18 protein-coding genes are annotated in these 22,001 nt (G+C 70.6%); 8 read left to right on the top strand and 10 right to left on the bottom strand.

Going from position 1 to position 22,001, the window contains the following annotated elements; genetic code table 11:
• The 5 genes from HV826_RS06595 to rimO all read left to right on the top strand — a co-directional run.
• The coding region (locus HV826_RS06595) for a serine/threonine-protein kinase (RefSeq protein ID WP_176416149.1) at window positions 1-3,018 on the top strand (3,018 nt) is incomplete at its 5' end.
• Between the two features lie 175 nt (window positions 3,019-3,193).
• A complete protein-coding gene (locus HV826_RS06590; RefSeq protein WP_176416148.1) occupies window positions 3,194-4,834 on the top strand; it encodes a ribonuclease J in 1,641 nt (546 codons plus the stop codon).
• Between the two features lie 21 nt (window positions 4,835-4,855).
• On the top strand, window positions 4,856-5,353 hold the full coding sequence (locus tag HV826_RS06585) for a YajQ family cyclic di-GMP-binding protein (protein ID WP_176416147.1): 498 nt from the start codon (window positions 4,856-4,858) through the stop codon (window positions 5,351-5,353).
• 8 nt (window positions 5,354-5,361) lie between these two features.
• Entirely contained in the window at window positions 5,362-6,465 is a 1,104-nt protein-coding gene (locus HV826_RS06580) for a hypothetical protein (protein WP_176416146.1), read from the top strand.
• A 32-nt stretch (window positions 6,466-6,497) separates the two neighbouring features.
• A complete protein-coding gene (gene rimO, locus HV826_RS06575) occupies window positions 6,498-7,895 on the top strand; it encodes a 30S ribosomal protein S12 methylthiotransferase RimO (protein ID WP_217917856.1) in 1,398 nt (465 codons plus the stop codon).
• A gap of 30 nt (window positions 7,896-7,925) precedes the next feature.
• On the opposite strand, the gene HV826_RS06570 is transcribed toward rimO, so the two are convergent.
• From HV826_RS06570 to rplU, 7 genes are all read right to left on the bottom strand, one after another.
• The gene (locus HV826_RS06570) at window positions 7,926-8,891 is read right to left on the bottom strand and encodes a hypothetical protein (RefSeq protein ID WP_255217064.1); all 966 of its coding nucleotides are present in this window, start codon (window positions 8,889-8,891) and stop codon (window positions 7,926-7,928) included.
• A 46-nt stretch (window positions 8,892-8,937) separates the two neighbouring features.
• A complete protein-coding gene (locus HV826_RS06565) occupies window positions 8,938-10,362 on the bottom strand; it encodes a hypothetical protein (protein WP_368670852.1) in 1,425 nt (474 codons plus the stop codon).
• A 10-nt stretch (window positions 10,363-10,372) separates the two neighbouring features.
• Complete coding sequence (locus HV826_RS06560) at window positions 10,373-11,107, bottom strand: outer membrane lipoprotein carrier protein LolA (RefSeq protein ID WP_176416142.1); 735 nt, start codon at window positions 11,105-11,107, stop codon at window positions 10,373-10,375.
• 48 nt (window positions 11,108-11,155) lie between these two features.
• Window positions 11,156-11,833 carry an RNA methyltransferase gene (locus HV826_RS06555; RefSeq protein WP_176416141.1) on the bottom strand — a complete coding sequence of 226 codons (678 nt, stop codon included), beginning with the start codon at window positions 11,831-11,833 and terminating at the stop codon, window positions 11,156-11,158.
• A gap of 4 nt (window positions 11,834-11,837) precedes the next feature.
• Window positions 11,838-13,382 carry a GTPase ObgE gene (gene obgE, locus HV826_RS06550; protein WP_176416140.1) on the bottom strand — a complete coding sequence of 515 codons (1,545 nt, stop codon included), beginning with the start codon at window positions 13,380-13,382 and terminating at the stop codon, window positions 11,838-11,840.
• Between the two features lie 126 nt (window positions 13,383-13,508).
• Window positions 13,509-13,784, bottom strand: coding sequence for a 50S ribosomal protein L27 (gene rpmA, locus HV826_RS06545; RefSeq protein ID WP_044889390.1), 276 nt, complete (start codon window positions 13,782-13,784; stop codon window positions 13,509-13,511).
• Window positions 13,785-13,823: 39 nt separating this feature from the next.
• Window positions 13,824-14,132 (bottom strand): 50S ribosomal protein L21, encoded by a 309-nt coding sequence (rplU, locus tag HV826_RS06540; protein WP_176416139.1) that lies wholly within the window; start codon window positions 14,130-14,132, stop codon window positions 13,824-13,826.
• 256 nt (window positions 14,133-14,388) lie between these two features.
• Here rplU and HV826_RS06535 point away from each other — a divergent pair, with 256 nt between their 5' ends.
• The gene (locus HV826_RS06535; RefSeq protein WP_176416138.1) at window positions 14,389-14,748 is read left to right on the top strand and encodes a hypothetical protein; all 360 of its coding nucleotides are present in this window, start codon (window positions 14,389-14,391) and stop codon (window positions 14,746-14,748) included.
• A 57-nt stretch (window positions 14,749-14,805) separates the two neighbouring features.
• On the opposite strand, the gene HV826_RS06530 is transcribed toward HV826_RS06535, so the two are convergent.
• Window positions 14,806-16,881 carry a serine/threonine-protein kinase gene (locus tag HV826_RS06530; RefSeq protein WP_176416137.1) on the bottom strand — a complete coding sequence of 692 codons (2,076 nt, stop codon included), beginning with the start codon at window positions 16,879-16,881 and terminating at the stop codon, window positions 14,806-14,808.
• Between the two features lie 174 nt (window positions 16,882-17,055).
• Here HV826_RS06530 and HV826_RS06525 point away from each other — a divergent pair, with 174 nt between their 5' ends.
• Together HV826_RS06525 and HV826_RS06520 are read left to right on the top strand one after the other, a co-directional pair.
• Window positions 17,056-18,018 carry an isopenicillin N synthase family oxygenase gene (locus HV826_RS06525; RefSeq protein WP_176416136.1) on the top strand — a complete coding sequence of 321 codons (963 nt, stop codon included), beginning with the start codon at window positions 17,056-17,058 and terminating at the stop codon, window positions 18,016-18,018.
• A gap of 6 nt (window positions 18,019-18,024) precedes the next feature.
• Window positions 18,025-19,059: a carbon-nitrogen hydrolase family protein gene (locus tag HV826_RS06520; RefSeq protein ID WP_176416135.1), complete on the top strand. Its 1,035-nt coding sequence runs from the start codon at window positions 18,025-18,027 to the stop codon at window positions 19,057-19,059.
• Here the strand turns inward: HV826_RS06520 and gatB are convergent.
• Window positions 19,056-20,495 (bottom strand): Asp-tRNA(Asn)/Glu-tRNA(Gln) amidotransferase subunit GatB, encoded by a 1,440-nt coding sequence (gatB, locus tag HV826_RS06515; RefSeq protein ID WP_176416134.1) that lies wholly within the window; start codon window positions 20,493-20,495, stop codon window positions 19,056-19,058. The genes HV826_RS06520 and gatB overlap by 4 nt on opposite strands.
• 34 nt (window positions 20,496-20,529) lie before the next feature.
• Window positions 20,530-21,990: an Asp-tRNA(Asn)/Glu-tRNA(Gln) amidotransferase subunit GatA gene (gatA, locus tag HV826_RS06510; protein WP_176416133.1), complete on the bottom strand. Its 1,461-nt coding sequence runs from the start codon at window positions 21,988-21,990 to the stop codon at window positions 20,530-20,532.
• Between the last annotated feature and the right edge of the window lie 11 nt (window positions 21,991-22,001).

Genomic DNA, 22,001 nt, shown 5'->3' with positions numbered 1-22,001 from the left:
CCCGCGGGGCTCTCCGCGCCGGCCGCCCCGCCTCCGCCAGCCGTCCTCGCCATTCCGCCACCCGCGCCGCCGCGGGACCTGAGCGCGCGCATCCTGCCCAACGCACACGCCGCGCCTGCCCCCAGCGCGAGCCCCAAGAACTTCGCGGGTGCCCATGTGCTCCCGCACGGCGGCCGGCTGCTGTCCGCCCCGGACGCGGCGGCGGGGCGCGGCTCTCGGGTCACCCTGTCCATGCCCCTGGCGCCCTCGCCGGCCAGGCCGCCCCTGGCGAGCCCCGGAGGTGGAAAGTCGGGCCGCCCACCCGCGCGCAAGGACGTCGAGGACACCGAGCCCCGGGATTCGGCCCAGGTCCGCGTGGGCCGCTACCACATCCTGGACACCCTGGGCGCGGGAGGCATGGGCGCCGTCTACAGCGCGTATGACCCGGAGCTGCACCGGCGCGTGGCCATCAAGCTGCTGCATCCGGATGCCAACCCGGCGGCGCGCTCGGACGGCTCGTCCCGGCTGCTCCGCGAAGCCCAGGCGATGGCGCGACTGTCCCACCCGAACGTTGTCTCCGTCTACGACGCGGGCACATTCGCGGGGCGCGTCTTCATCGCCATGGAGCGGGTGGACGGCCTGTCCCTGCGCCACTGGCTCCGCGCCGAGCACCGCACCTGGCGCGAGGTGCTCGACATCTTCCGCCAGGCGGGCCGAGGGCTCGCCGCCGCACATGCCGCCGGACTGGTCCACCGGGACTTCAAGCCCGCCAACGTGCTGGTCAGCAAGGACGGCCGGGCGCAGGTGACGGACTTCGGGCTGGCCCGCACCACCGCGGACCTCGAAGCGGCCGAGGCGGGCCGCGGCACCACGCCCGCGCTGCCGCGCCTGGCCCCGGAAGACCTGCTCCAGACGGCGCTCACCGAAGCCGGGCTCGTCATGGGCACGCCCGCGTACATGCCGCCCGAGCAGCACGAGGATGGGCGCATCGACGCGCGCGGCGACCAGTTCAGCTTCTGCGCGTCCCTCTACGAAGCCCTCTACGGACAGCTCCCCTTCAACGGCAAGCGCCCGGATGAGTACCTGGAGGAAGCCAGCGCGGGCCGCGTGCGCCCGCCGCCTCGGGGAAGCCGCGTCCCCGCGTGGGTGCTGCGCGCCGTCTCGCGGGGCCTGTCCCCGGCTCCCGAAGCGCGCTTCCCGTCCATGGGCGTGCTGCTGGATGCACTGGGCGCGGACCCGCTGGCGGCCTGGCGCCGCCGGGGCGCGGTGGCCGCCGCGTCCCTGCTGCTCAACAGCGTGGTCGCCGTCACCTGGCTGCTGGTGGGCTCACAGCGGGACGGCCCGTGTCCGGATGCCGAGGCCCGGCTCACCGGCGTCTGGGACACGGCGCGCCGGGCGGAAATCCAGCAGGCCTTCGCCGCCACGGGCAAGGTCCACGCCTCCGCCGCATTCGAGCGCGTGGCGACGACCCTGGATGGCTTCGCGCACGACTGGACGCGCATGCACCGCGAGGCCTGCGAGGCCACCCGGGTGCAGGGCCACCAGTCGGACCACGCGCTCGCGCTGCGCATGGCGTGCCTGGACCGGCGCCACTCAGCCCTGGTGGCCTTGACGGGCGTGCTCGCGCAGACGGATGCGGTAGCGCTGAACGCCGCACCGGACGCGGCCCAGCGCCTGCCTCCCATCGCCGCCTGCGCGGACGTGGACGCGCTCCGGCGGGGCCTGTCGGAGCCCGAGGGGCAGCGGCAGCAGGTGGAGGCCCTGCGCGCCCGGGTGGACCGGGCCACGGCCCTGGTGGACGCCGGCCGCTACCCCCAGGCGCAGGAAGAAGCGAAGGCGGTGCTGACCGAGGCGCGGCAGCTCGGCTACGGCCCGGTGCTCGCGGAGGCGCTGGAGCTGGAGGGCCGGCTCGGGCTGGTCGCGGGGGACGACGCGCGCGCCGCGGCGGCCCTGCGCGAAGCCCTCTTCACCGCGCAGGCGCACCGCCATGACCACCTGGCGGCGCGCGCGTCGGCGCGGCTGGTGACCGCCGTGTCCGCGGACTCCACCCTGGAGTCCTGGACGGTGGAGCAGGCGCGCTCGTCCATCCAGCGCGCGGGCGGTGCCTCTGACTTGGAGGCCTTGCTCCAGACGAGCCTGGGCCGCAACGCCTTCCTCCGAGGCCAGTACGCCCAGGCAGCGGAGTCCTTTGGCCGCTCCGCGACGCTGCGCGAGCAGGAGCTGGGCCCCGAGCACCTGCTCACGTTGGAGTCGCTGCGCAACCAGGCCGCGGCCCTGTCCCGCACGCCCGAAACGGAGCGCGCCATGGGCCTGCTGCGCCGCGTGCTGGAGACGACGGAGCGCGTGCTCGGTCCGGACCATCCCCAGACGGCCATGGCGGCCAACGCCATGGGCTACCACCTGGTCATCGTCCGCCGCTTCGAGGAAGCCATCCCCTACCTCCAGCGCGCCATCCACCTGGAGGAGCAGTCGCTGGGGCGAGACAGCGCCACGCTGAGCTATCCGCTCAACAACCTCGCCGAGGCCCTGGAGGCGCTTGGCCGCAACGCGGAGGCCCGTCCCCTGCGCGAGCGCGCGCTCGCGGTGGACTTGAAGGCCTACGGCCCCGAGCACCCGGAGACCGCCACCGACCTGGCCCTGCTTGGCGCGCTCGCCCTGCGCGAGGGCAAGCCACGCGACGCAGTGGACTACGCCCGCCGGAGCATCGCGGCCTACGGGGCCTCCCAGAAGGACCACCCGGACACGGCCGCCCCGCTCACCACGCTGGGCCTGGCCCTGCACGCCCTGGGCAAGAGCCACGAGGCCCGCGCCATGCTGGAGCGCGCCCTGGCGCTTCGCACCGCCCATCCCGGCCCGGCCGAGGACCTCGCGAGCACCCGCTTCGCCCTGGCCCAGGCGCTGGTGAAGCAGGACGGGCCCCGCGCCCGGGGGCTGGCCAACCAGGCCCTGCGCTTCTACACGGCCGAGGAGCCCACCTACGCCACGGAGGCCAGCCTCGTCCGCGACTGGCTCCAGGACCTCCGGCGCCGCAAGCGCTGAGCCACCACCAGGGCCCTGCTCCGCCGAAGTCACACCTCCGCGCACACACCTCCAGCGGAGGCGCGACGTCACCATCCACATCTGCTGACGTCACCCCGGGCCACCAGACAGGCGGGCGCGGCTCAGGCGCTGTTCTCGGGGGCCTCCGTCACTTTCCGCCGTTAGACTGCACCCAATGCTTCACGTCATTCCCCTGGGCGGTCTGGGCGAAATCGGCCTCAACTCCATGGTCATCGCCTGCCGTGGGGAGATGCTGCTCATCGACGCCGGGCTGATGTTCCCCTCTTCGGGGATGCCCGGCGTGGACATCATCATTCCGGACTTCAGCCACCTGAAGCAGAACGCCGCGCAGCTCAAGGGCGTGCTGCTCACCCACGGCCATGAAGACCACCTGGGCGCCCTGCCCTACCTGCTCAATGAGGTGCCCGTCCCCGTCTACGGCACGCGCTTCACGCTGGCCATGGCGCGCCACCGGCTGGAGGAGCTGGGCATCGAGGCGGACCTGCGCGAAATCGAGCCGCGCGAGCCCTTCCCCGTGGGCACGGCCTTCCGCGTGGAGGCCAGCCGCGTCACGCACACCGTGCCGGACGCGGTGGGCTACATCCTGCGCACGCCAGAAGGCACCCTCGTCCACACCGGCGACTTCAAGCTGGACCCGGACCCCATCGACGGGCTGCGCACGGACCTGGAGCGCTGGGGCGAGGCCGGCGAGGAAGGCGTGTTGTGCCTCCTCTCCGACTCCACCAACTCCGAGGTGAAGGAGGAGACGGGCAGCGAGCGCGTGGTGGAGCAGACCTTCGAGCGCCTCTTCCAGGGCGCCACCGGCCGCATCATCGTCGCGCTGTTCTCCTCCAACCTGCACCGCGTCCGGCACCTGCTGGCGCTGGCGGAGCGGCTGGGGCGCAAGGTGGCCCTGCAGGGCCGCAGCATGATTCGCAACGTGGAGATGGCGCGACAGCTGGGCTACCTGGACGTGCCCGACTCGCTCTTCGTCCATCTGGACACGGTGCCGGCGCTGCCCGCGCAGCGGGTGCTGGTGTTGACCACCGGCGCCCAGGGCGAGCCGCGGGCCGGGCTGTCCCAGCTCGCGTCGGGGGAGGGCCCCCTGCGGCTGAGCCCAGGCGACCTGGTGGTGCTCAGCTCGCGGGCCATCCCCGGCAACGAGCGCTCCGTGGGCGCGCTCATCGACGCGCTCCAGTGGCGCGGGGCGAAGGTGGCCTACGCCCAGGTGGAGCCGGGCATCCACGTCTCCGGCCACGCCAGCCAACCCCAGCAGCGGCGCGTGCTGGACCTGGTGCGCCCGGCCCACTTCATCCCCGTCCACGGCGAGGGCCGCCACCTGCACAAGCACCTGCTCACCGCGCGCGAGGCCGGCCTGGAGCCCGCACAGTGCCTGCTGGCGCAGGACGGTGACGTCGTCACCTTCGAGGAGGGCCGGGGGCGCTTCACCGGCAGCGTCCCAGCCGGCCGCATCCTCAAGGACCGGTTCGGCCCCGGCCGGGTGAACCCCGACACGCTCCAGGAGCGCATCCGGCTGTCGGAGACGGGCCTGGTGGCCGCGGTGGTGGTCATCCAGCGCGACTCCCTGAAGCTGGTGGCGGGGCCCCAGCTGTCCGGACAGGGGCTGTCCGTGGACGAACAGGTACAGCTCCCCCGGGTGGCCCAGGAAGCGCGGGCGCTCTTCGAGGAGCTGTCCCCCGCCCTCAGGGGGGATGACGCCCTGGTGAGAGAGGAACTCACCCGAGCCGTACGCCGGGCCTTCAAGACGTACACGTCCAAGCGCGCCCTGGTGGTGCCCTTGGTCGTCCGGGTGTAGGTATGGTAAGGGCCGCTGCCCATGCCATCCTTCGACGTCGTCTCGAAAATCGACCTCGCTGAGCTCGACAACGCGGTCAACCAGACCAAGAAGGAGATCAGCACGCGGTACGACTTCCAGGGCGCCCATGCCGACGTGGTGCTGGCTCCGGACCATACCGCCATCACCGTGAAGGCCAACAGCGAAGACCGCGTCCAGGCCGCCAAGGAAGTCCTCCTGGTGAAGCTGGCCAAGCGGAACATCAGCCTGTTCGCGCTGGAGTACGGCGACATCGAGAAGACGGGCCTTCACAACGTGAAGCAGGCCATCAAGCTCCAGCAGGGCATCCCGGTGGAGAAGTCCAAGGAGCTGGTGAAGCTGCTGAAGGAGTCCAAGATGAAGGTCCAGGGCTCCATCCAGGCCGACCAGCTCCGCGTCACGGGCAAGAACCGGGACGACCTCCAGGCGGCCATGGCCCTGTTCCGCAAGGAGCAGGACCGGCTGAAACTGGACATGCAGTTCACCAACTTCCGCGATTGAAGAGGCCCATGCGCGCGACCGCCCTGTCCTTCTGCCTTCTGCTCTGCGCCCCGGGCGTGGCGTCCGCCCAGGCGGACCGTCCTTCCAAGCCGGTTCCCTCCCTCACCAGGCCCCCGCGCATCCAGGGTGGGCTCAAGGCCTTCGCGTCGCCGCTGGTGCTCAAGCCCGTCGCCGTGGAGGGCGCCACCGCCTCCTTCACCGCCAAGGTGGGCGCGCGCAAGGACACGCTGTACGTCGGCGTGGAGGCCACCGACGACCAGCTCCAGGCTGGCGATCTGCTCACGCTGTCGCTCTACTTCCCGGGCACCGGCCCCACCGCCACCGGCCACACATGGCGCTTCGCCTTCGACGGCAAGCGCGCGTCCGGGGCGGAGAGCGGCACGCCACAGTTCGCGCAGGACCTGGTGACGGCCGCCGTGCAGCGCCAGGGCAACTCGCTGCTGCTGATGGCGTCGGTGCCGGTGCGCGCCTTCCCGCGCCTCCCCGCCGTGGACCCGCTGGTGATGGACCTGTGCCTCACCTACGAGGACCGGGACAGCGCGGACGGCAAGGTCACCTCCATCTCCAACTGCCAGAGCGGCACCATGGTGGGTGACGCGCTGCGCCTGTCGGAGGAGCCTCGCAAGGGCCTCAAGCTGAAGCCGCCGGAGAACGTCGCCTCGCTCGAGCCCCGGGAGGACGGGTGGCTGGGCTGGGACTACATGAGCTACCCGGCCTGGGCTCAGGCGGACGACGCGCTGACCCCTGCCTCGCTGCGCGGCCTGGTGGCACCGGACGCCGTCGCGCCCGCGTCCGTGGACCTGAACGTGCCGGAGACGCTCACCCTGGAGGACGGCGGACGCGTCGTCACGGTGGTGAGCGGGAAGAATCCGTATGCCGTCGCCGGTCAATGTGACGCCGATGACGAGCTGCGGCTGGGCCTCTACCTGGTGACCGGGAAGACAGCGCGGCGGGTGCTCGAGTGGCCGGCCGCTACCTGCGCGCTGGGGCGCGCGTCATCGGTGGAGCTGGATGAAGAGGGCGTGCTGTCCATCCGTTACTCGAACGGCACGTCCATGAACTTCGCCTGGAGTGGGACCCACTTCTCGCGAACCGAACTCGGAAAGCGGTAGACGCAGTGGAAACCACCAAGAGCCTGTACATGATGACGCTCGGCTGCCCGAAGAACCGGGTGGACTCCGAGGTGATGCTGGGCACGCTGCGCCACCGCGGCTACACGCTGGTGCAGGAGGCCTCCGACGCCCAGGTCATCGTCGTCAACACGTGCGCCTTCATCGGTCCCGCCAAGCAGGAGTCGGTGGACTCCATCCTGGAGATGGCCGAGCTGAAGAAGTCCGGGGCCTGCAAGACGCTGGTGGTGACGGGCTGCCTGTCCCAGCGCTACGGCGAGGAGCTGTCGAAGGAGATGCCGGAGGTCGACCACTTCCTGGGCACCAGCGCCTACGCCCAGATTGGGGACCTGCTGGCCGCCGAGGCCTCGCCGCGTCAGGTGATTCCGGACCCGGACTACATCCACGACGCCAACACGCCGCGCATCAACTCGATGCCGAAGTACACGGCGTACCTCAAGATTTCGGAAGGGTGCGACAACGCCTGCGCCTTCTGCATCATCCCCACGCTGCGCGGCGGACAGCGCTCGCGGCCCATCGACGACATCGTCGCCGAGGCGAAGCAGTTGGCGGACAGCGGCGTGCAGGAGCTGAACCTCGTCGCGCAGGACCTGACGGCCTACGGGCATGACCTGCCGGGCCGGCCGAAGCTGCATGACTTGCTCAAGGCGCTGGTGCAGGTGGACGTGAAGTGGATTCGCCTCCACTACGCCTACCCGCGCATCTTCCCCGACGAGCTCATCGAGGTGATGGCCGCGGAGCCGAAGATTGCCCGCTACCTGGACATGCCCGTGCAGCACGTCAGCGACAAGCTGCTCTTGTCCATGAAGCGCGGGCGCAACTCGGAGTTCCTCAAGGGCCTGCTGACGAAGCTGCGTGAGCGCGTGCCCGGCCTGGTGATGCGCACCTCGCTCATCGTCGGCCTGCCGGGTGAGACGGACGAGGACTTCGAGATGCTGAAGGAGTTCGTGAAGACGCAGCGCTTCGAGCGCCTGGGCGTCTTCCAGTACTCCGACGAAGAGGGCACCGCCGCCTACGACTTGCCGGACAAGGTGCCGCAGAAGCTCATCGAGCGCCGCTGGCGCGAGGTCATGGCCATCCAGAAGCGCATCAACCGCGAGCAGAACAAGAAGCTCGTGGGCAAGCGCCTGGAGGTGCTGGTGGAAGGCCCCGCGCCGGAGACGGAGCACCTGCTGGTGGGCCGCCACCAGGGCCAGGCGCCGGACATCGACGGCATGGTCTACATCAACGACGGCCTGGCGTACCCGGGGGAGCTGGTCACCGTGGAGGTGACGGAGGCTCACGACTACGACCTGGTCGCCCGCGTGGTGGAGCGCCCGGACCCGAAGCAGCGCGAGCACACCGCGCGCGACGCGCACCCGGCCCCGCTGCCGGTGTCGGTGATGCAGCGTCCGGCCCCTCGCGCGGAGTAGGCGCGAAGGCCCCGGACGCCGCGGGAGCCCTCAGCGCGAGGGCTCCTCCAGCACCAGGGTGCGTCCCGGGCTGACGGCGCGCAGGCGCTCACGCAGCTTCTCCCGGTCCGCCTTCGCCGACTTCGGCGTCGCCGCCAGCTTCTCGTGGAGCTCGCGCGCCGTGGCGTCGTACCAGTCCTCGCGCACGGGCCCACCCTCGGCCAGGTGCCGCGTCACCCCCGCGAGCAGCCGGCAGCAGTCCTCCCAGCCCGCGTCCTGCTGCGGACCGCCCTGCTCCCGGGTGAAGGCGATGGCGTCGTCCAACGTCCTCCCATCCTGCAGGTAGACGTTGATGAGCGCCCGGGCCGCGCGGTTCCCCGCGTCCCGCATGCTGAGCCACAGGAACCACGCCTTGCCTTCCGGCGCGGGCGACTCCACGGCGTAGATTTCGGTGATGGGCGCGGGCGCGCCATCCGGACCGAGCCCCACGAGCCCCGCCTCTGGAGACACGAGCAGCGCGAACGCGTCCACGGGCAGCTTCAGCGTCTCCGCCAGCACCGTCCCCGGCGTCTCCTTCACCAGGTGGCGGGCCAGGTCCGCCGCCACCTCGTAGCGTTGCCGGCCCCGCTCCTCGTGCACCACCAGGTGCCAGTCACGCAGCACGGCCTGGAGGTTGGCGTGGGCCCACTGCTGGCGGAACTCGAAGGTGTCCACGCCCTTGCGCCGGCAGATGTCGTCCAGCGTGGAGCGGAGCGCGGCCAGCAGCTCCTCGTCCTTCAACATGTCGACGTAGCGCGTGTGGCCCACCCGCTCCGCGACGCGCTCAATGACGGCCAGCAAGCCGAAGCGAATGGCGCCACTCGCGTCCTGCACGGACAACCGGCCCCGCTCCACTTCCTTGGAGAGGGCGTCGTACATCCGCGAGACGCCCTCCTTTTCCAGGTAGCGGCGGGCCAGCTCGATGGAGCGGCGCTGTTCGGTGTACTGACGGTCGAACTCGGTGGGAGACGGGCGCATGTGCGCCAGAGGAGAGCGCAGCAACCCCGCCCCTGTCCAGGCAACGCTAACGGGGGTCTTCCGGCTCCAGCTCCCGCTCCTCAGGCGGGGGCTCACGCGAAGGAGCGCCGCGCGCCGGCATGGCCACGCCCTCGCCCAGCGGCGTGGGCTGGCACTCACACACGGTGCGACGAGAGACCGTCTCCGTGACGAAGGCACAGGCCGTGGGGCACTCGGGCTGACGGCCTTCCTCGAACAGGCCCAGCGTGAAGCCGCGCGCGGAGGAGAGCGCCGCATGGCAGGCAGGCAGCGTCCGCGCCAGGGAGCGCCAGGGCACGCGGTGCTGCGTCGTCAGGCCCCTGCTGGTGGCGGGGAAGCTCAGCCCCACGCCGCAGCCAGTCAGCAGCTTCTGCCCGTCTGGCCCCAGCGGCTCCAGGTGAAGCCGCCCGCCTTCCGGCAGGTCCCGGTACACGGCGCCGCTGAGCGAGACGCTGCCATCCGGCTCACGCCGCACATGCAGGCCATAGCAAGCCTCCTCACGGAAGGTGCCATCGGGCGCGGCGCACGGGCTGGTGGCGGAGCCCTCTGACGGGCGGACTTGGGGACGCCGCAGCACCAGCGCCCCGCCCTTCGCGTCCAGCGTCGCGGTGAAGCGGCCCCAGACATCCGGCCCCAGGCGGCCCAAGCTGCTCGGCGAGTCCCAGCGCCCGGCGGCCTCCACCACCAGCGGGCGGACACCCAGGCCCTCGGCCACCTCCACGGCATCCAGCGCGAAGGTCCGTGGCGGCAGGTTGGCGGCCGTCTCGAGCGGCTGAAGCCCCTGCGCCTCAGCGAGCCTCACGGACACCCGAGAGAAGGGCTCGCGCGAGCCCAGGACAAACGGGCCCGTGAGCTCCGCTCCACCCTGCGTCATCCGAGCGGCCAACAGAGGCCAGTCGCCCAGCGGCTCGCGACTGAGCTCCACCACGTGCACCTCGTGCGAGGCCGCCGTGGCCGCCGCCTCCGCGACGTAGTCCGCGCGCGGGCGAGAGATGGTGAACGTCACCTCCCGCCGCAGCGGGTCCACGGTGAGCGCGTAGAACTCCAGGACGTCCGCGCCCAGCGTCACCGCGCAGGCCTTCTCACCAGACACCCCCGCGGTGCGCACGGGGGACCGCACCGGGCCCACGGAGAAGGCAGGCAACGGCACCACGGGCCAGGAGCGGAAACCTCCCGCTGGCTCGGGCGCGCGGATGGTGCCTTCGGGGGCGGGGAGCGCGCCGTCAAAGCAGCCTCGCGACACGAGCGAGAGTGGCCGCGCCACATCCAGCACCACCGGCACCGGCCGCGTCCCCAGTTGGCCCGCCACGGTGAGCCGCAGCGCGGGCGAGGCCAGCAGCGGCAGCGTCTGCCCATGGAAGCCTTGCGGACGCTCGGCGCTGGCGGCCGGTTCCCGGTGGCACCCGGTCCCGGCCAGCCCCATCCACCCCATCAGCAGGAACGCGCGACGCACGCTCCGCAGGCTACTGCTTCTTCGCCTTCGTGAAGTCATCCACGCGGGTGTCGTCCGGCACGTCCAGCTTGAAGCTGTCCGCGTCGATGCCCACGTTCGTCTTCAGGTTGAGGAAGGAGATGGCGTTCTCGCTGCCGTCCGGGTCCACCACCGTGCTCTTCAGCACCTGGGCCGTGGACGGGTCCACCTCCAGGCGCACCTGGCGGAAGCGCGGCTCGTTCTTCAGCGGATCCAACACCAGCAGCGTGCCCTTGCAGTCCTTGCAGGCGCCCTGGGTGATGTTGAACTCGTCCGCGAGCTTTCCCTGGCCGAAGAGGAACGTCACCGACGCGGAGAGCTGGCTGGTATCCACGTTGGCCACGGTGAGGCTCTGCGCCGCCGGGTCGTACGCGTACACCTTGCTGCCCGCCAGCACGAAGGTGCGCGGCGAAGGCTTCTGGTACTCCCAGCGCATCAAGCCGGGCTTCTTGTACGTGACGGTGCCCTCGGACGTCTGCGTGCGCCGGAAGGTCTTGTACTTGTAGTCCTGGCGGAAGCCCGCGCGGAAGTCACCGGTCTTCTCGTAGAAGGCCTGCATCCTGTCCACCAGGGACTTCACTTCCGGCGTCATGGGCTTCGCGGCCGCGGGAGCGCTGGGCGCGGGCGCCGTGGGCGCGGCCTGGACCGTCGGAGCCGGCTTCGCCGGGGTGGCGGCCGGGGTGGCAGGGGCGGACAGGAGCGTAGCGAGCAGGGCTTCGAGGAACATTGCGGGCCTCCAATCTAAATCTTCCCGACGGGGCCTGGGCCCCGGCATTCACGGGGCCTTCTTGAACAGGCGCTTCCTCTGTTTGATGGCCAGCACGTAGAAGCGCTCGCGCAGAGCCTGGGCGTCCTCGGGAGACAGGTCTCCCGACTGGCCCAGGTGCTCGTCCCGCCAGGCAATCGCCCGGCTGATGCAGGCGGACGCCGCGGCGGAGATGTTCAGGCTCTGGCTGAAGCCCTTCATGGGGACCCAGAACGTGCCGTCCACGCCAGCCAGCACTTCCTCGCTCACACCGCGCCGCTCGTTGCCGAACACCAGCGCCATCTTCCCGTCGAAGCGCAGGGTGTAGAGGCTGGTCGCCCCCTCCTGGATGGCGGAGGCGTACAGCGAGAAGCCGCGGGACTTCAGGTGCTCGCGACACTCGGCGAACGTCTTGTACAGCTTCACGTCCAGCCACTTGTCGCAGCCCTGGGCCACCCGCGAGTTGGGCAAGAAGGGCGCATCCGGGTTGATGATGATGTGGACCTCCTGCACGCCCATGGACTCGCAGGTGCGCAGCACCGCGGCCATGTTGAAGCTGTCCTGCAGCCGGTCCAGGACCACCGTGAAGTTGCGCGTCCGGTGACTGACGACGCGATCAATCTTCTCCTTGCGCACGTCGAGCAGGAACTGCTCCGGCTCGAACTGCTCCCGCTCGTAGCGCTCGTAGCGCGCACCACCACCCGACATGGCCTCAGCTCCTCCCGCGACCCGACTTGCGCACCGGAGCACGCTTCGTGGCCGCGGATGACTTCTTCGCGACGGCCTTGCCCGACGAGCCGCGCTTGCTCGCGGATGACTTCTTCGCGGCGGCCTTGCCCGACGAGGCACTCTTGCGCGCGGAGGCCTTCTTCGCGGCGGACTTCGTCACCGCCGCGGTGCCCGACTTGCGGGTCGAGGCCTTCTTCGCGGCGGCCTTCTTCGCCGACGCAGCGCCTGGTTTGCGCGCCGCAGACGCGCCCGACTTGCGCGCCGGAGCCTTCTTCGCAGCGGCAGACGTCTTCGCGGCAGCAGTGCCCGCCTTGCGCGCCGGAGCCTTCTTCGCAGCGGCAGACGTCTTCGCGGCCGCAGTGCCCGCCTTGCGCGCCGGGGCCTTCTTCGCCGCGCCCTTCGTGGTCGCAGCCCCCGCCTTGGAAACCGGCGCCTTCTTCTCGGCCCCCTGCGGCTTGCCGCCCGCCTTGGCCTTCCCCGCACGAGCCGCCTTGGCGGGAAGCTCCACGTGGAGCTTCTCGGTCCGCCCCGTGAACAACACCTCCGCCACGGAGTCCATCAGCGGCTGCATGCCCTCGCCGGTGGCGCAGGACACGGGATACACACGGATGCCGCGCGCACGCAGCGCCTCCGTGAAGCCCTCCAGCCGGGCCTGCGCGTCGGGCAGGTCCAACTTGTTGGCCGCCACCACCTGCGGCTTGGACGCCAGCTCCGGGCTGTACCTGGCCAGCTCCGCGTTGAGCACGTCGAAGTCATGCAGCGGCGCGCGGCCCTCGCCCTCCGCCCCCATGTCGATGAGGTGGATCAGCACCTTGCACCGCTCCACGTGGCGCAGGAACTGGTGGCCCAGACCCACGCCCTCACTGGCGCCCTCGATGATGCCGGGGATGTCCGCCATCACGAAGGACAGGCCGTCCTTGTACTGGACCATGCCCAGGTTGGGGACCAGCGTGGTGAATGGGTAGTCGGCGACCTTCGGCCGCGCCCGGCTCACGCGGGAGATGAACGTGCTCTTGCCCGCGTTGGGGAAGCCCAGCAGGCCCACGTCCGCCAGCAGCTTCAGCTCCAGCCGGAGCGTCAGCTCCTCGCCCTTCGTCCCATCCTGGGCGAAGCGCGGCGTCTGCCGGGTGGAGGTGGCGAAGTTCATGTTGCCCAGGCCACCGCGCCCGCCCTTCGCCGCCACCCAGCGCTGGCCAGCCTCGCTCAGGTCGACCAGCAGCCCCTCGGTGTGGGCGTCCTTCACCAGCGTGCCCACGGGCACCTTGAGCACCATGTCCTCGGCGGCGCGACCGTTACAGTCGCTGCCCATGCCGTGCTCGCCATTCTTGGCGCGGTGGTGCTGCTGGTAGCGGTAGTCGAGCAGCGTCGTGAGCTGAGGGTCCGCCACGAAGACGACGGAGCCGCCGTTGCCGCCATCCCCGCCATTGGGACCACCGCGATCGATGTACTTCTCCCGCCGGAACGAGACAGCGCCGTTGCCGCCATCCCCCGCCTTCACGAAGATGCGGACCTCGTCGACGAACTTCATCTGGAACTCCTGGATAAACGAAGAGCGGGCCGCCCTCGCATCCCGCTGCCGGAAGGGCGCGTGGACTGGAGAAGCGACCCGCTCGTGGGTGCCGCACGGTCGCCGACCTCAAGGGTCGGCCAGCCGTCAGGCGCTCGCCTGCTCAGCGGCGGCCGGGTAGACCGAAACCTTCTTCCGGTCGCGGCCCAGGCGCTCGTACTTCACGACGCCGTCCACCACCGAGTAGAGGGTGAAGTCGCGGCCGAGCTTCACGTTGGAGCCGGCGTGGATGACCGTGCCCAGCTGGCGAACAAGGATGCTGCCCGCCGACACCGTCTCACCGCCGTACACCTTCACGCCACGATACTGCGGGTTGGAGTCGCGGCCGTTGCGCGAAGAACCCTGTCCTTTTTTATGAGCCATGACACCTTACTCCTGAAGTTTGAGGTGAAACCGCCCGGACTAACCGGCGATGGAGGTGACCTTCACCTCGGTGTACGGCTGACGGTGACCGCGGCGACGGGTCCAGCCCTCCTTCTCCTTCCGGAAGTGGAGGACGCGGCGGTGCTTGTCCTGAGCCAGGACCTTGCCCACGACCTTGGCACCCGTGACGGTCGGCTGGCCCACCTTCGGGCTCTCCGAACCACCGAGCATCAGGATCTCCGTGAAGGTCACCTCGGCGCCGACGTCGCCCGCGATCTTCTCGATCCGGACCACATCGCCCTCGGCGACGCGATACTGCTTCCCGCCCGTGCGAATCACTGCGTACATCGTCAAACCCCTGTCATCTGTCGGGTTGGGTCAACCCGTGGAATCGACCGCGCATTTCGGACGGGTGGACCATCCAATTGCGCCAAAGGCGGCGGGATTTACGGGAGATACCCTGGGGAGTCAAGGTGGTTGAAGGATCAGACCGCCACTCCCCGGCCGTTTACTCGACCCCCAGTGCGATGCTAACTCGGAAACCGGGCTCCCGGCCGCCCTTTCGCGAGCCGGCCCGACAACCTCGTCCTGAGGGGGAACTACCATGAAGAAGCTCCTGATCGGCCTCGTGGCCACCGGCTCTCTTGTTTTTGGCACTGGCTGTGGTGAAGGCGACCTGTGCGAGGACACCGCGGACGCATATAACTCCCTTGCCGACAAGGTCGAGGATTGTCCGGAAATCGCGCAGTTCATCGGGATGCTCGAGCTGGGCGATGCGGAGATCAACGAGTGCAAGGAGTCGCTCGACAGCTGCTCCGACTCCGACAAGGACAAGATTCGCAGCCTGGTCAACTGCATCGAAGACATGCCGCAGTGCCGCAGCTCCAACGAGGAGGCCTGGGTGGCCGAGCTCCAGGCGTGCGGCGAGAACGCCGGGGAAGTCAGCGAAGCCTGCGGCGGCTAGCCGACGCGGCGTGAGCCCGTCTCGCGCCGTCGTGTAGCCCCGGGCCCGGCTCCTGCATCAAGGAGACCGGGCCCTGTCATGTCCGGCAGCCGGTGAAGCCCGCCCGCCCAGCACCCGGCGGAGCCTCCGGTAGCGCTGGAGCATGTCCACCTCCAGCGGCGCCAGCTTCAGCCCTCGTTCGTACTGCTCCAGCGCCTGGGGGAGCCGGCCGTCGCGCTCCAGCGCGCCACCGGACTGGAAGTGGATCCGCGCCGTGCCCATGGCCTGGGGCCTGCGCGCCAGGAACTCGCGCCGCAGGGACTCCAGCTGCTCGGCCGTGAGCCCCGCCTCCAGGCACTTCGCCACCCCGCGATGATTGCCGCGCCAGGCATCGTAGAGGGCGCGCTGCACCGTGGCCCCCAACGCCTCGGCCGCCTCGCGCACGCGCACGCGCAACGCATCCACCTGCGCGCGTTGGGGAGGCGTCAGCGAGTGCTGCTCCAGGGACTCCAGCGAGCGCCAGGCCTCGCGGGTCCGCAGGCGCACCGTGCCCATGTCTGAGTCCGGCTCCAGCGCCAGCACCGCATACGCGTCTCCCGCCGAGCGCTGACGCCAGGCCTCCAGCAGGCGCGCCAGCACCGGGTCTTCCGTGGGCGGGACTCGCGGGACAGCACGGACCGGCTCGCCCTGAAGGAGCGAATCCACCGCGGCCTTGAGCACGGCGGTGGCCTCCACGAACTGGACGCCGAAGCCGGCGGGCATCCCCCAGACGCGCGCTTGCGTGGGCGGAACGAGCCGCACCACTTCACACAGGACCGACAGGGGCCCGGACGCCAGCTCCAGCACCACGGGCAGCCGCGAGCACAGCGGCGGCAGGACGCGCCCACCGTGGAGGAACAAGCCCCCCCGGGACAGGCCACTGCCAATGAGCCGCACCGGGCTTTCCCCCGGGCGCAGGACGACCTGCACCGGCACTTCCACGGCAGAGCCCCGCACCGACGGGGCCACACGCCGCGGGGACGTGCTCGCGTGCGCGGAAGGCACCTGCCGCCCCGCCCGCGCATCCGTGGGAAGCCGCTCCCGCGCCGGGCCCTCGGTGGCCCCTCCTGTCGCGGCGGACGCACGCGCTGGCACCACCGCCAGTCCTCCGGGATTCGCCTTCCGCGCCGACGCGCGCACGTGCTCGGCGAGCGACACCTGCAACGCGTTCCGGAACACCTCGATGGTGGGGTATCGGTCCTCGGGCTTCTTGGCCAGGGCGCGCAGGATGACGTGCTCCAACGCGGCGGACACGGCCGGGTACACGGAGCTGGGGGGCGGCGGAGGCCGCAGCTGATGGGCCACCAGCTGCGCGGCCAGTCCCTCGTCGTTGAAGGGGAGCCGGCCCGTGAGGAGCTGGTAGGCGATGACGCCCAGCGCGTACAGGTCCGCGCGGCCATCCACGCCGCGCCCCAGGGACTGCTCGGGGGACATGTACTCGGGCGTCCCCACGATGATGCCCGCGTGCGTCTGGGGCATGTGCGCGTCCGTCAGCTTGGCGATGCCGAAGTCCAGCACCTTCACGAAGGGCGCGTCGCGCTTGCGCCGGACCAGGAAGATGTTGTCCGGCTTCAGGTCGCGGTGGACGATGCCTCGCGCGTGCGCGGCCTGGAGCGCGTCGCACACCTGCGACAGCACCGAGACGACCGCGCCAGCGGCCAGGGGCGTCCCCACCCACGCGGACAACGGCGACCCATCCAGGAACTCCATGATGAGGTAGGGACGCGGCGGCGCGGCATCCATGTCGAAGATGCTGACGATGTTCTCGTGGCCGATGAGGTTCACCGCCCGCGCCTCCGCATGGAAGCGTTGGACCAGCTCCGGGTACATCGTCAGGTGCGCGTGCAGCACCTTCACCGCGACCCGGCTGCCAATGGAGACGTGCTCGCCCAGATAGACAGACCCCATGCCCCCCCGGCCCAGGCGCCGCACCAGCCGGAAGCTGCCGCACCGGGTGCCCACCAAGGGGTCCTGCGCCTCCACCACGGGGGCACACCTGGGCCGCGCCGCTCCACCGGCCCCCACGTCCGCGCGCACCAGCGTTGAACACGAGGCCTCCGCCCCATGCCGCCTGCCGCACGCCCCACACCCACCACCGCTGCTCACCTCGGGCATCCGCCTCCCCCCAACCTGCCCGCCCAACATGGAATCCGGGAGCACTGACTTCCACTGAGGATGAGGGCGGATGTCCGCTGGTGCCGCACCCTCGAAGCCACAGTCGGAGAACAGGGTCCTCTGGCGGACGCTGTGCGTGCCGACAATCCATCACGGTGGTTAGAGTGCGGCGCCATGTCGCCAACCCAGCGCCGCATTCCCGTCGTCAACCTGTCCCATTACCGCACGGGCACGCCCCAGGAGCGCGCCCGCTTCGTGCAGGTGTTCGGCGACGGCATCAAGGAGTTCGGCTTCGTCACGGTGGAAGGCCACGGCATCGACGACGGCCTCATCCGCCGCACGTACACGGACGTGGAGCGCTTCTTCGCCCTGCCCGAGGCCACCAAGGCCCCCTACGCCCAGGCGGGGCACGGCGGCCAGCGCGGCTACATCGGGTATGGCCAGGAGCACGCGAAGAACCGCCAGGTGGGGGACCTGAAGGAGTTCTGGCACGTGGGCCGAGAGCTGCCACCTGAGCACCCGTACCACGCGCGCTACGGCCCCAACGTGTGGCCCACCGAGGTGCCCACCTTTCGCGAGCACACGCTGTCGCTCTTCAACGCGCTGGATGGCGCGGCGGGCGTCATGCTCCAGGCGCTGGCCGAGTACTTCGGCGTGGCGCGCGACACCTTCAGCGGCATGGCCACGGACGGCAACTCCGTGCTGCGGCTCATCCACTACCCGCCGCTGAAGGAGCGCTTCATCCCGGGGGGCGTGCGCGCCGCCGAGCACGAGGACATCAACCTCATCACCCTGCTCTGCGAGGGCACCGCGTCCGGCCTGGAGCTGCTCACCCGCGACGGGGAATGGCTGCCGGTGGACACGCTGCGCGGGCAGATTGTCGTCGACTCGGGCGACATGCTCAGCCGCGTGACGAACGAAATCATCCCCGCCACCACGCACCGGGTGGTGAACCCGCGCAGCAAGGAAGAGGACACGGTGCGCTACTCGATGCCCTTCTTCGTCCACCCCTCTGCGGACTGCGTGCTCCAGGCGCTGCCCTGCACCCAGACGGCGGACACCCCGGCGCGGCACGCGCCCATCACCGCGGATGCCTTTCTCAAGCAGCGACTGCGCGAGAATGGCCTGCTGAAGTAACGCGCCGTGGACACGACCACCGACCTCGTCGAACTGTTCGCCCTCCAGCCCCGTGTCTCGATGGAGGACTACGCCTCTCCAGCAGCCTTCGTCGCGCGACACCGGGCGCTGGCCGCGAAGGTGGATGCCCTGCGCGCCCGGGAGGCGTCAGGCCAGCCGCGCTACCCGGCCCTCGTCGTGTGGCCGGAGTCGGTGGGGGCACCGCTGCTGTTCCTGGGCCACCTGCACCGCGTGCGACGTTGCACCTCGGTCCAGGGGGCGCTGAAGCGCGTGGTCCTCTCTGAAGCCTGGGGCGTGTGGAAGGCCTGGCGCGACTTCCAGCCACCGTCGCTGACGGAGTGCCTCTACGCCGCCCGGGCGCCCCTCGTGCACCGGACGATGTGGAAGACCTTTTCTGGCATCGCGCGGGACTTCGGCCTGTGGGTGGTGGCCGGCAGTGCGCTGCTGCCCGCCAGTCGCCGAGGAGAGGACTCGCCGGACTTCGAGCCCTCCGGCGCGCGCACCTACAACACCAGCTACACCTTCTCCCCCGAGGGCCACCGCGTCGCGACCGCGCGCAAGGCCAACCTGGTGCCCTCCTGGGAGGCCGGGCTGCACCTCAGCCCTGGCCGCCCGGAGGACCTGCCCGTACTCCCGACGCCCTTCGGAAAGCTGGCGACCCTCGTCGGCTATGACGGCTTCGCCCAGCCGTATACCCGCGACGAGCCCTGGTTCGTCCCCTGCGCGCAGTATCTCGACGCCATGCGAGTGGACGTCCTCGCCCATCCCGCCATCCACGCCGGGCCAGGGACGTCCCATGCCCCAGACGAGCGTTGGCAACAGGAAGGCCTGCCCGCGCAGCTCCGCACGCTCCGGAACGTGCGCTACGTGGTGAGCGCGCAGCAGGTGGGCAGCCTGTTCGGCGGCACCTTCACGGCCACCTCGCACATCCTGGAGCGCACGACCTCCGGCGACGTGCGAGTGCTCGCCCAGGCCCAGACAACGCAGGAGGAGGAGGTGGTCCACGCCACCGTCCCCATCCCCGAGCAAGGCACGCCTTAGTCGCCGAGCTTCTTCTTCAGCAGCTCGTTGACCAGGGCGGGGTTGCCCTTGCCCTTCATGGCCCGCATCACCTGGCCCACGAAGAAGCCGAACACCTGCTTCTTGCCGGCGCGGTACTTCTCAATCTCCCCCGCGTTCTTCGCGAGGATGTCGTCCACCACCGCCTCGATGGCGCCGGTGTCGCGCACCTGGGCCAGGCCCTTCTCCGCGATGATGTCCGCGGGCGCCTTGCCCGTGCGGAACATCTCCCCGAGCACGTCCTTGCCCGCGTTGGCGGACACCGTGCCCTGGTCCACGGCGCCCAGCAATTCCCCCAGCTGCGCCGGCGTGAAGCGCAGCGCGGACAGCGGCGTGCCCTCCTCCTTCAGCAGGCGCATCAGCTCGCCCAGGAACCAGTTGGAGAGCTTCTTGTAGTCTTTGTAGTGCCCGGCGCAGGCCTCGAAGTAATCGGCCAGCGGGCGCTCGGCGGTGAGGATGCGGGCGTCATAGGCGGGCAGTCCGTACTGGCTGGTGAAGCGCTGGAGCTTCGCGCGCGGCAACTCCGGCAGCGCCTGGGCCGCGGCGTCAATGGCCTCCGCGCTCACGTGCAGCGGCGGCAGGTCCGGCTCCGGGAAGTACCGGTAGTCGTGCGCCTCCTCCTTGCTGCGCATGGAGCGGGTGACGCCCTTGCTCACGTCCCACAGGCGCGTCTCCTGCACCACCTTGCCGCCCGACTCGATGACGTCCACCTGCCGGGCAATCTCGTACTCGATGGCCTGCTTGAGGAAGCGGAACGAGTTGAGGTTCTTCAGCTCGCAGCGCTGGCCGAACGTGGTGGCGCCCTTGGGCATCACCGACACGTTGGCGTCGCAGCGGAAGCTGCCCTCCTCCAGGTTGCCGTCATTGACGCCCAGGTAGACGAGCACGTCCCGCATCGTCTTGAGGTACTCCACCGCCTCGTCCGCGTCGCGCAGGTCCGGCTGGCTGACGATTTCGAGCAGCGGCACGCCCGCGCGGTTGAGGTCCACCAGGCTCTGCCCCCCGCCCGCGTCATGCACGCTCTTGCCCGCGTCCTCCTCCATGTGGATGCGGAGGATGCGGATGGTCTTCTCGCCCCGCGGCGTGTCGATGACGAGCCGCCCGTGCTCGCAGATGGGCTGGTCGAACTGCGTAATCTGGTAGCCCTTGGGCAGGTCCGGATAGAAGTAGTTCTTCCGGCTCCACACGCTCGTCGGGCGGATGGTGCACTCCAGCGCCAGGCCCGTGCGCACGGCGAACTCCGCCACGCGCTGGTTGAGCACCGGCAGCACGCCGGGCATGCCCAGGCACACCGGACAGGTGTTGCGGTTGGGCTCGGCGCCGAACGCGGTGGAGCAGCCACAGAAAATCTTGGACTGCGTGAGGAGCTGCGCGTGGACCTCGAGGCCGATGACGGGCTGGAAATCGCTCACGGGCATGGCGGTGTCACCAGGGCGGACGCTCGGCGCTCCCCTACAGGGGCGCGGAGCGGCGGAAGAAGTCGTGCTCGCGCTCGTAGGCGCGGGCGATGCGCAGCAGGCCCGCCTCGTCGAAGGGCCGTCCCAGAACCTGCAGGCCCACGGGCAGGCCCGCCTTCGTGAAGCCGCAGGGCACCGACAGGCCGGGCAGGCCCGCCAGGTTGCAAGGCAGCGTGTAGATGTCCATGAGGTACATGGACAGCGGGTCCTCCACCTTCTCACCCAGCTTGAAGGCCGGCACCGGCGAGGTGGGCGACAGCAGCGCGTCCACCTGCTGGAACGCCCGCGTGAAGTCCTCGCGGATGAGCGTGCGGACCTTCTGCGCGCGCAGGTAGTGCGCGTCGTAGTAGCCAGAGGACAGCGCGAAGGTCCCCAGCATGATGCGGCGCTTCACCTCGGCGCCGAAGCCCTGCTCCCGCGTCAGCGCGTACACGTCCCGCAGGCTGCGTGCGTCCTTCGCCCGCAGGCCGAAGCGCACGCCGTCATAGCGGGCCAGGTTGCTGGACGCCTCCGCGGGCGCGATGAGGTAGTACGTCGCCAGCGCGTACTTCGTGTGGGGCAGCGACACGTCCACCAGCGTCGCGCCCAGGCGCTCGTACTCGCGCAGGGCCTCGCGCACCGCGGCCTCCACCTCCGGGTCCATGCCCTCGGTGAAGTACTCGCGCGGCACGCCCAGCTTCAGGCCCCGCACACCGGCTTCCAGGTCCGCCGAATAGTCCGGCACGGGCGCGTCCGCGGACGTGGCGTCCTGTGCGTCCGGCCGCGCAATCACCTGGAGCAGCGCCGCCGCGTCCGCCACCGTGCGCGTCATGGAGCCCGGCTGGTCCAGCGACGAGGCGAAGGCGATGACGCCAAAGCGCGACACCCGGCCGTAGGTGGGCTTCAGCCCCACGGTGTTGGTGAGCGCCGCGGGCTGGCGGATGGAGCCGCCCGTGTCCGTCCCCAGCGCGCCGGACACCTCGCGCGCGGCCACCGCCGCCGCCGAGCCACCGGACGAGCCCCCCGGCGTGCGCGACACGTCCCACGGGTTGTGGCTGGGGAAGAAGGCGCTGGACTCGTTGGACGACCCCATCGCGAACTCGTCCATGTTCAGCTTGCCCACCAGCGGCAGGCCCGCCTCCTTCAGCAGGCGCACCACCGTGGCGTCATAGGGCGGAACGAAGCCCTCCAGGATGCGCGAGCCGGCGGTGGTCTCCACGCCCTCGGTGAGGAAGATGTCCTTGAGCCCTAGCGGCACGCCATCCAGGACGCTCGCGGGGCCGCCCGCCTTGCGGCGCGCGTCACTGGCGCGAGCGGCGGCCAGGGCGCCGGCTTCGTCCACGCGCAGGAAGGCGCGCACCTTTGGATCCACCTGCTGGATGCGCGCCAGGCTCGCGCGGGTGGCCTCCTCGGAGGAGACCTCTCCCGCGGCCAGCTTCGCGGCCAGCTCCAGCATCGTGAGGTCCGTGAGCTGCATGGCGTGGAATC

The sequence above is a fragment of the Myxococcus sp. AM010 genome, from assembly GCF_013372585.1.
Lineage (GTDB): Bacteria > Myxococcota > Myxococcia > Myxococcales > Myxococcaceae > Myxococcus > Myxococcus vastator.
The sequence above is the reverse complement of the archived record's forward strand: the minus strand, read 5'-3'. Positions and strand labels throughout refer to the sequence as shown.

What these genes read in the sequence shown, in the direction of transcription:
- HV826_RS06590 (WP_176416148.1), top strand. Translation starts at nt 3,194, where the DNA reads ATGCTTCACGTCATTCCCCTGGGCGGTCTGGGCGAAATCGGCCTCAAC.
- HV826_RS06585 (WP_176416147.1), top strand. Translation starts at nt 4,856, where the DNA reads ATGCCATCCTTCGACGTCGTCTCGAAAATCGACCTCGCTGAGCTCGAC.
- HV826_RS06580 (WP_176416146.1), top strand. Translation starts at nt 5,362, where the DNA reads ATGCGCGCGACCGCCCTGTCCTTCTGCCTTCTGCTCTGCGCCCCGGGC.
- rimO (WP_217917856.1), top strand. Translation starts at nt 6,498, where the DNA reads ATGACGCTCGGCTGCCCGAAGAACCGGGTGGACTCCGAGGTGATGCTG.
- HV826_RS06570 (WP_255217064.1), bottom strand. Translation starts at nt 8,891, where the DNA reads ATGCGCCCGTCTCCCACCGAGTTCGACCGTCAGTACACCGAACAGCGC.
- HV826_RS06560 (WP_176416142.1), bottom strand. Translation starts at nt 11,107, where the DNA reads ATGTTCCTCGAAGCCCTGCTCGCTACGCTCCTGTCCGCCCCTGCCACC.
- HV826_RS06555 (WP_176416141.1), bottom strand. Translation starts at nt 11,833, where the DNA reads ATGTCGGGTGGTGGTGCGCGCTACGAGCGCTACGAGCGGGAGCAGTTC.
- obgE (WP_176416140.1), bottom strand. Translation starts at nt 13,382, where the DNA reads ATGAAGTTCGTCGACGAGGTCCGCATCTTCGTGAAGGCGGGGGATGGC.
- rpmA (WP_044889390.1), bottom strand. Translation starts at nt 13,784, where the DNA reads ATGGCTCATAAAAAAGGACAGGGTTCTTCGCGCAACGGCCGCGACTCC.
- rplU (WP_176416139.1), bottom strand. Translation starts at nt 14,132, where the DNA reads ATGTACGCAGTGATTCGCACGGGCGGGAAGCAGTATCGCGTCGCCGAG.
- HV826_RS06535 (WP_176416138.1), top strand. Translation starts at nt 14,389, where the DNA reads ATGAAGAAGCTCCTGATCGGCCTCGTGGCCACCGGCTCTCTTGTTTTT.
- HV826_RS06530 (WP_176416137.1), bottom strand. Translation starts at nt 16,881, where the DNA reads ATGCCCGAGGTGAGCAGCGGTGGTGGGTGTGGGGCGTGCGGCAGGCGG.
- HV826_RS06525 (WP_176416136.1), top strand. Translation starts at nt 17,056, where the DNA reads ATGTCGCCAACCCAGCGCCGCATTCCCGTCGTCAACCTGTCCCATTAC.
- gatB (WP_176416134.1), bottom strand. Translation starts at nt 20,495, where the DNA reads ATGCCCGTGAGCGATTTCCAGCCCGTCATCGGCCTCGAGGTCCACGCG.
- gatA (WP_176416133.1), bottom strand. Translation starts at nt 21,990, where the DNA reads ATGCAGCTCACGGACCTCACGATGCTGGAGCTGGCCGCGAAGCTGGCC.